This window comes from Vibrio crassostreae 9ZC13, assembly GCF_000272045.2.
GTDB classification, from domain to species: Bacteria; Pseudomonadota; Gammaproteobacteria; order Enterobacterales; family Vibrionaceae; genus Vibrio; species Vibrio crassostreae_C.
On sequence record NZ_AJYZ02000019.1, the window covers coordinates 1,359,839 to 1,368,210 of the forward strand.

7 protein-coding genes and 1 pseudogene are annotated in these 8,372 nt (G+C 46.2%); 4 read left to right on the forward strand and 4 right to left on the reverse strand.

Translation table 11 applies throughout. The features are described 5' to 3' along the window. Positions 1-2,221: glycosyl hydrolase family 18 protein (locus A136_RS07215; protein WP_017065065.1), on the forward strand; the 2,221-nt coding region annotated here is incomplete at its 5' end. A 136-nt stretch (positions 2,222-2,357) separates the two neighbouring features. On the opposite strand, the gene A136_RS07220 is transcribed toward A136_RS07215, so the two are convergent. Both A136_RS07220 and A136_RS07225 read right to left on the reverse strand, forming a co-directional pair. After that, entirely contained in the window at positions 2,358-3,206 is an 849-nt protein-coding gene (locus A136_RS07220; protein WP_017065066.1) for an alpha/beta hydrolase, read from the reverse strand. A gap of 192 nt (positions 3,207-3,398) precedes the next feature. Continuing rightward, complete coding sequence (locus A136_RS07225; protein WP_029235279.1) at positions 3,399-3,992, reverse strand: TetR/AcrR family transcriptional regulator; 594 nt, start codon at positions 3,990-3,992, stop codon at positions 3,399-3,401. A 176-nt stretch (positions 3,993-4,168) separates the two neighbouring features. Between A136_RS07225 and A136_RS07230 the strand changes: the two genes are divergently transcribed. After that, positions 4,169-5,125: an AEC family transporter gene (locus A136_RS07230; protein WP_017065068.1), complete on the forward strand. Its 957-nt coding sequence runs from the start codon at positions 4,169-4,171 to the stop codon at positions 5,123-5,125. A 123-nt stretch (positions 5,126-5,248) separates the two neighbouring features. Beyond that, positions 5,249-6,289, forward strand: coding sequence for an acyltransferase (locus A136_RS07235; protein ID WP_017065069.1), 1,041 nt, complete (start codon positions 5,249-5,251; stop codon positions 6,287-6,289). Between the two features lie 125 nt (positions 6,290-6,414). Here A136_RS07235 and A136_RS07240 read toward each other — a convergent pair whose 3' ends face one another. Then, positions 6,415-7,293: a 6-pyruvoyl trahydropterin synthase family protein gene (locus A136_RS07240; protein WP_017065070.1), complete on the reverse strand. Its 879-nt coding sequence runs from the start codon at positions 7,291-7,293 to the stop codon at positions 6,415-6,417. A gap of 230 nt (positions 7,294-7,523) precedes the next feature. Further along, positions 7,524-7,978 (reverse strand): annotated as a pseudogene (locus tag A136_RS23000) (helix-turn-helix domain-containing protein). 110 nt (positions 7,979-8,088) lie between these two features. Here A136_RS23000 and A136_RS07250 point away from each other — a divergent pair. After that, the coding region (locus tag A136_RS07250) for a YHS domain-containing (seleno)protein (RefSeq protein ID WP_017065071.1) at positions 8,089-8,372 on the forward strand (284 nt) is incomplete at its 3' end.

Sequence of the window (8,372 nt, forward strand, 5' to 3'; positions counted from 1 at the left end):
AGGCGGCTTATTCGAAATGGAAATAGAAGCGTGTGACGAAACAGGTTGTAGCAAAAGCGCACCCGCTAAAATCACGATTGCCGATACAGATGGCGCACACTTAGCGCCACTTGCGATGAATGTGGATCCAAACAACAAGTCATACAACACAGATCCAAACACGGTAGTCGGTACTTACTTTGTTGAGTGGGGTATTTATGGTCGTGACTACACGGTAGATAACCTACCTGCTGATAACTTGACCCACATCCTTTACGGCTTCATCCCAATTTGTGGTCCTAACGAATCAGTAAAATCGGTAGGTGGAAACAGCTACAACGCCCTCATGACAGCTTGTCAGGGTGTTAACGATTACGAAGTGGTGATTCATGACCCTTGGGCGGCTTTCCAGAAAAGCTTCCCTCAAGCGGGACACGAATACAGCTCACCGATCAAGGGTAACTACGCAATGATGATGGCGCTCAAACAGCGTAATCCTGATTTGAAGATCATCCCATCGATTGGTGGCTGGACGCTGTCTGACCCGTTCTTTGATTTCACAACTAAAGCCAACCGTGACACCTTTGTAGCGTCTGTTAAGAAATTCCTTAACACATGGAAATTCTACGACGGTGTGGATATCGATTGGGAATTCCCTGGTGGTGGCGGTGCTGCTCCAGACCTTGGTGATCCTGTAAATGACGGCCCAGCTTACATTGCACTGATGGCAGAACTTCGCGTGATGCTAGATGAGCTAGAAGCGGAAAACGGTCGTACTTACGAGCTCACTTCTGCGATCGGTGTTGGTCACGATAAGATTGAAGACGTGAACTACGGCGATGCTATCCAATACATGGATTACATCTTCGCAATGACTTACGACTTCTACGGCGGTTGGAACAACGTGTTAGGTCACCAAGCAGCACTAAACTGCGGTAACTTCATGCGTCCTGGTCAATGTGATGGCACAGGCCTTGATGAAAATGGCGAACAATACACAGGCCCAGCTTACACCACAGACAACGGCATCCAACTGTTGCTTGAGCAAGGTGTTCCAGCGAACAAGCTTGTGGTTGGTACAGCGATGTACGGTCGTGGTTGGGAAGGCGTATTACCATCATCACTCACCGATCCGAGCGACCCTATGACAGGCGTTGGTAACGGCAAACTGAAAGGCAGCTCTGCGCAAGGCGTATGGGAAGATGGCGTTATTGATTACAAAGGCATTAAAGCAAACATGCTTGGCGCGAATAACCAAGGCATCAACGGCTTCGAATATGGCTATGACGAAATGGCAGAAGCGCCTTACGTTTGGAACCGCACTTCAGGTCAGCTAATCACATTTGATGATGATCGCTCTGTAAAAGCAAAAGGCGCGTACGTTCGTAGCCTTGGCCTTGCGGGTCTATTCTCTTGGGAAATTGATGCAGATAACGGCGACATCCTGAATGCAATGCATGAAGGCCTAGCGGGCGGTACAACTGATCCTGTCAACCGCAAACCAACGGCAGCTGCAGGTACAGACCAATCGGTTGAAGGCCCAGCTTCTGTTTCTCTAGATGGCAGCGCTTCAAAAGACAGCGACGGTACAATCGCGAGCTACGCTTGGTCTCAAGTCGGCGGTACAGCAGTAACACTGGCGAACGCTAATGCTGCGGTTGCGAGTTTCGATGTTGTTGAAGTCGCTCAGCAAGAAACACTAACCTTCAGCCTAACGGTAACGGACAACGAAGGTGCTACTTCTACTGACACCGTTGTTGTAACAGTAAGCCCTAAAGATACAGGCCCAGTAAACACAGCACCAGTAGCAGTGGTTACGGCTCCGGCTGAAGTTAATGCAGGTGATGTAGTCGTGGTTGATGCTTCGGCTTCAAGCGATTCAGACCAAGACACATTGACCTTCACGTGGGATGTACCTGCTGGTATCGATGCAACGGTTCAAGGTGCTTCAGTGAGCTTTGTCGCGGCGGAATACACGCAAGATACAACGCTGAACTTCTCTGTAACGGTCAGCGATGGCACTGATACATCGGTAGCAGCTACTTCAGTGAAAGTTCTTAAGAAAACCACAGGCGGCGGTACGTGTACTAACGCTTGGGATTCAGGCGCGGTTTACACTGGTGGCGACCAAGTGACTCAAGGCGGTAAAATTTGGGAAGCGAAATGGTGGACAACCGGTGAAGATCCAACAACGACAGGCCAATGGGGCGTGTGGAAAGAGATCGGTCCTGCAAGCTGTTAACTAAAAATAGGGTTGAGCTAAACACCAACTAAGCATCAACTAAATCCCTAAAACAAAGGCCAACCAGATAATGTCTGGTTGGCCTTTTTAGTGTTTGTTTTCTTAACCTGCGTTCTACTGGCTTGATTAGTTAAAGTTAACCAATCAAGTTATCAAAGCTCTCAAATACTTGTGGGCACTTCATTACTCGCCCGTGGCCCTGTCCTTGAGTCGCAATTAAAGTAACGCGACCCATTTCATTAGCAGCACGCTGAGACACATCAAACTTAGTAAACTTGTCTTGCTCATCATGAACGATGATCGTCTGAGACTCACGAAGCGCTAGCTTTCCATAGGGATCAACAGACTGAATCGGGTAGTTAAACTGCTCTTCGACTTCTCCAACTACCGCCTCGAACAGTTTCATTGAGTAGCCAGAACGCGCAACGCTGCCAAATAGGTTTTCTAGATAATCCAGTACAGGTGCAATCAGCAATAATGGCTTGTTTTCCAATTTAACGTGCTTACATTCCAACGCAGAAGCCGTGCCCATACTGTGACCGACCAAACCTGCTACCTCACCCACCGAATCGAGAATCGCTTCAAGGCCGTTCACAAACGCAGGAATATGACCATGTACACCATCACTGCCACCATGAGCAGGGTGATCATAAGCCAGAGCCGTAAAACCTTTAGCGGCGATATGTTCCATCAGAGGGAAAAACTGACTCGCGGTGCCAGACCAACCATGAGTCAGCACCCAAACAGGCCCCGTACCCAAAGAATAGGTTTTTAAAACGCCATCACGACCTTTGATTTCACTCTTGATAAGCCCTTGGGGATCAGCATTTTTCTGCTCAGTACGCATTGGAGTGAGCAGCAACTTACGTGCTGTTTTCTTCGCATGACTCGGCGCTAGGATGTAATGAAGATTGGTTGTTGCGCCAATTAAGCTGCGCTTGAAGCTGAATTTGTTCGATGTATTAAAGTAGATTTTGTCACTCATGACCGGTCCTTGTATCGCCATCATCATTGGCGGATCGAGCTCGGCCCTGAAAATCGAACGACCGTGCTATTTGTTAGTATAAAAAATGACGATAGCGCTGTTTATGATTGCTTGCCGCCACTTCTGTTAAAATCTTTTGCAAACCTTAGTTAAGCAAAGTCACATGATTTGCGAGTTAACCTGCTGTATGTATTAAACCGCTCTCCAACTGGCTACCAAGCGCTCGACACCACTCCAAAAATGGGTGTGGCTCGCTTGTTGGCCTCGTAACGAGTAGAACAAGTTCGCACTCAAATAAAGACCGTATAACTCGAAGGTTGCCTGTTTCGGGTCTAAATCGGCTCTGAACTGTTTGCTCTCAACCGCTTTTGCTACCTGAATCGTCAAGTAGTCAATCCACACTGAAATGGTTTTCTGCAGTGCTTTCTGAATCACAGACCTTTCACTGCCCGCATCTTTCCATGCATCAATAAACATGCAACTGCCTTGGAATGAATGGTTCCAGCCCAGCCAATTGTCGAGCAGCTGTTTCAATTTCGCTTCAATATCACCATCTCCCAGCTCTCTTGCGGGAATGATGACTCTTTCGGTGAATATGGCGTTGGAATACTCGAGTACAGAGAGTTGCAGGTTTTCTTTAGAGTTGAAGTGTGCAAACAAGCCACTCTTAGACATGCCACACTGCTTGGCTAACTCGCCAATCGTCAAACTCTCAAGCCCATTCTCACTTGCAAGCGCGAATGCATGGCTCAAAATATACTCTTTGGTTATCTTTCCCTTACTCATTATTCACCAATAATAAATCTGATACATTATTTTTAGCACGTTCGTTCTTTTTTTCAAGATTTTTTACTTAACCCTAGGTATTCATTTTGTCTTATCAAAGAACTGTGGAAAAATGCGACAGTATTCAAAGGAATTTGAGTTAACCGATTATTGAGTTTAATAACTAGGGAAAGAGAATGAACACACTTTGGGAACAGTTTGCGTTTTCGGCGTCAGTAACAGGCCCTATCTGTTTAATGCTGTTTCTTGGTGTGATGCTCAAACGAATCGGCTTAATCAACGACAATTTCATTGATGTCGCATCTAAGGTGGTCTTTCAAGTCACCCTACCCGCGATGCTATTTCTGAGTATTGTTCAATCGAATCACAACTTTTCAGCCAGTAGCGCGTTAGTTGCCTTTGGCGTCATCGCTAACTTTATCTTTTTCTTGTTCACGATTTTCTCGACCAAGTTAGTATTTAAAGGTTCGAAAGATCAAGGTGTGATTGTCCAAGGTGGATTCCGCGCCAATACCGCGATCATCGGCCTCGCCTATGTGGCTAATATCTATGGCAACCAAGGCGTGGCATTGGCGGCTATCTATGTCGCATCTCTAACCGTGCTGTATAACATTCAAGCCGTGATTGCACTGACACCCAAAGGCAAAGACACCGGCGCGAAAGCCATTAAAGTAATCGTCAAGTCCATCACCAAAAACCCGTTGATCATCGCTATTTTCTTAGCGGTCGTCTTCTATGCGCTTTCAATTCCTATTCCAAAAATGGTGGCTGACGCTGGGCAATACTTTGCCAATATGACATTACCTTTGGCCCTACTCTGTACTGGCGGGTCGCTGGATATTAGCTCACTCAAACAAGAAAAGTTGTCGACGTGGTTCGCTTCTAGTTACAAGTTAATTGCCTCACCTTTACTGATTACATTGGCTGCTGGGTACTTAGGGTTTGAAGGGCTCGACCTCGGGCTTATCTTCTTGATGAGCGCTGCACCAACGGCAGCGGCAAGCTATGTTATGGCTCGTGCAATGGGAGGAAATTCAACCTTGGCGGCTAACATCATCGCGCTCACGACCGTTGTTTCTCTTATCACTTGCACGCTAGGTATTTTTGCACTCACCGCAATGGGTTTAATATAGCTGCGACAGGCTTCAAAAAACCGACACAAGCCCTGAAATAAAGGTCATAAGCCTTGATTTAGGACTAACTGGTTGGGCAGAAAGGCTGCTAGATTTCGTAAAAATTTTACTAAGAGATCTGATATGTCTTCCGTTCAACATACGCCTTCACAACACATCGCCAGTATCGAGTTAGGCCGAGTGATTGCTATCTTGGCGATCATTGGTTTACACGGTCAAATGGCACTCACTTATTGGCAAATAGATGAAGTGCCTTGGATCGGTTATGTACTCAACCAAACCGCTCGTTTTGCGGTACCTCTGTTTTTCCTAATTTCCGGTTATCTTATTCAGCCCAAGCTGACTGCCTCCCCGTGGCAAACCGTCATTAATTACTCTAAACCACTGCTTAAGGTTTGGTTAGCATGGAGCATCATTTGCTTAGTGATGCCATTCAACCTCGCGAAGGTAGAAGAGTTTGGTTACCTAGGTGAGCGCCAAGGCTATTGGGGTTTCTTAATGAACACGCCACTTAACTCTTTCTTAGAGGGTGGATTGGTTCATTTATGGTTTATTCCCGCTCTCGTATGTGCAGTTTTGATCATTGCTTTGATAGTCGAAATGAAACTCGACAAACTGCTATTACCAGCGGCCATTGTACTTTACGTTTATGGTGTTTTAGCGGGCAGCTACGCAACGCTGACCGGATTAGAAGCACCCTTCTTCACGCGTAATGGCCCGTTCTTTGGCACGTTAATGGTGACCTTAGGTTTCCTTATTCGTCAGAATCAATGGAAGGTGTCATCAACTAAAGCGTTGGGGTTATTAGCGTTAGGCATGTTGATTCACTTTGCTGAGGCGGCATGGCTCACCACGTTCGACGTCGGATTCAACATGAATGATTTCTTGTTTGGCACGGCGCTATGGGGGATGGGCGTGTTTATGTGGCTTTTAGCTAATCCAAACATCGGCAACTATGCTTGGATTCGTGCCATTTCAAGTCGCATGCTGGGTATCTACGTTTGTCATTTGCTGATCATTATCGTGTTGTTCAATGTCTGTGGAGCTTTAGGGATTACGGAATTGGCAAAAGACGTTACGGTATTTTTTGGCACCGTATTGTTGAGCTTCGGGTTGGTTGTTGGAATCGAAAAAACACCACTGCGACGCGTGCTGCTTCGTTAGTGTTTGTGCCTAACATCATCAGCTAAATCAGTTTTAAAGAGTCACAAAAAGTAAAGGCAAGATAACGGATTATCTTGCCTTTATTTCATCATGTCAGTAATGAGACTGTGTCACTCGCTGGAGTGTTATCGGAACGCCATTGCGCCCTTGCCAACACCTTCATAAGCGACGATTTGTAGTGATTGGTTCTCTGCTAGGCTAGGTTCAACTTGATCCGCGATATAGCCAGCAAGTAATTCCACCGTGGTATCTGTCGGTAAAATTTCCGTCTCACTCTTAGCAATCGCTAGCTCAAATTCGCCTTGTGGCGCGGTGTAGCGGAAGCCATAGTGACTTTCATCATTAACACTGTTCGCGTTTTCACTCAGGTTAAGTGATGAAACTGAAACTTGGTCTTCTTTAGAACCTAAATAAATGTCTTCCCAACGCTGAGCAAATGCTTGTTCACGTTGCCCGTCACGCTGACCATCAACCAAAATTTCAACTGGAGAACGGTGACCATGCGCGATGCGCTGGCAGTTACCATCATGCTTTTTCAAACCGTGAGTATAGTGGTAGAACGCACCATTAATGTTCTCATGACGTAGGGTGATCTCTAACCCTGTGACGTTACTTGGTAGGTTATCGCGAAGAATATTGTAAACGTGTGCGGTCACACTCTCGATGGTGATCGCTTCTGCATCAATGAGGCAATATGCTTCATCAGGGCAATGTAGATGAAGACTCTTGTCACCACGCAACACATCAACCTTAGAGTAGCCCGCTTTGCTCGCTTGAAGAACAATTGCAGCGCTCTGCATTGGCAGCAGCAAACGGTGATCAACATGCTCATCGACAAGCTGTTTGATCTGCTTTTTGACCTTGCTAAAATCCAGCACCATGCTCATTTCATTAAGTTCACCAGACATGGTGACATCTAAAATCCAACTATCTCCTACGACCCCTCTGTGTTCACAGATGTATGAAGAATCGATAACGGTAAGGTCTCTTACAAATAGGTTCAAGTTGAACTCCTTAATACTTTAATGAGATACGGGAGGCTGAATAATGCTCAGCAGGCACTTCGTCTCATTGATGTCTGATAAAATAGGACGGGCAGGATGTTACAACGAGCTAATAAAGTCCACCTTTTTACACCGTCATTCGAGAAATGAACAAACTACGCTCAATTTCCGCTAAAACATAGGCCAGCCTGATGCCAATAGCCATATTGCAGGTAGGGATGGCCAGCGCTTCACGACGCATTTTGCTTTAGCCAAAGGCGCGGCGACACTCCGGCAACATGTTGAAAAGCACGTGAGAATCCTGAATAGCTATTGTAACCCACTTCATCAGCGACCCAATTGATCGGCTTATTTTGCAATAACAGAGATTGAGCAACAGAGACTCGCCACTTTTGCACATAATCTCCCGGCGTTTCACCCACTTCCCGTTTGAACGCTTCAATAAACTGAGTACGAGACATCGCGGCCAGTGACGCCATTTCGGCAAATAAACAATGCAAGGCTGCGACAAATGCCTGTGTTCCGTGTGAGCGCTAGACAAGCTCAACTCCCCCGCGCTCAATACATGAAGGTGGCCCTCTTTACCTTGTTGCGCGTTAAATGACGATACTCCACACAGGTTTCCAGAATAGAAAACGCCAGTGCGTATCGAGAAGTGTTCCATTAGTTGTGAAAGCAGATCCATGCATCCTCCGAACGATTCGCTTAGTTTTTAGTTCTTTTGTCCCTCTATAGACCGGACGAGTGGGCTAAATTATTTCAAACAAGATAACCAACACTGACAAGGAACTTGATATGTCACACATGAAATCGACCAGTCAAAAAATCACTCTAATGGCCGAGTTACTAGGCACCAGCTTTTCGTTAATGGCAGCAGACCTTGATATGAGTGTCGACAGCAATAACCTCGCAATTAAAGGCTATGATCCTGTCGCTTACTTTGCCAATGAAGGTCCAGTAAAAGGCACATCTGAGTTCACAGCGACCTATAAGAATGCGATCTATAACTTTGCGAGCAGTGAAAACAGAGATGAATTTCGAGCCAATCCAGAAGCCTATGCCCCTCAATATGGCGGGTA

What these genes read in the sequence shown, in the direction of transcription:
- A136_RS07220 (WP_017065066.1), bottom strand. Translation starts at nt 3,206, where the DNA reads ATGAGTGACAAAATCTACTTTAATACATCGAACAAATTCAGCTTCAAG.
- A136_RS07225 (WP_029235279.1), bottom strand. Translation starts at nt 3,992, where the DNA reads ATGAGTAAGGGAAAGATAACCAAAGAGTATATTTTGAGCCATGCATTC.
- A136_RS07230 (WP_017065068.1), top strand. Translation starts at nt 4,169, where the DNA reads ATGAACACACTTTGGGAACAGTTTGCGTTTTCGGCGTCAGTAACAGGC.
- A136_RS07235 (WP_017065069.1), top strand. Translation starts at nt 5,249, where the DNA reads ATGTCTTCCGTTCAACATACGCCTTCACAACACATCGCCAGTATCGAG.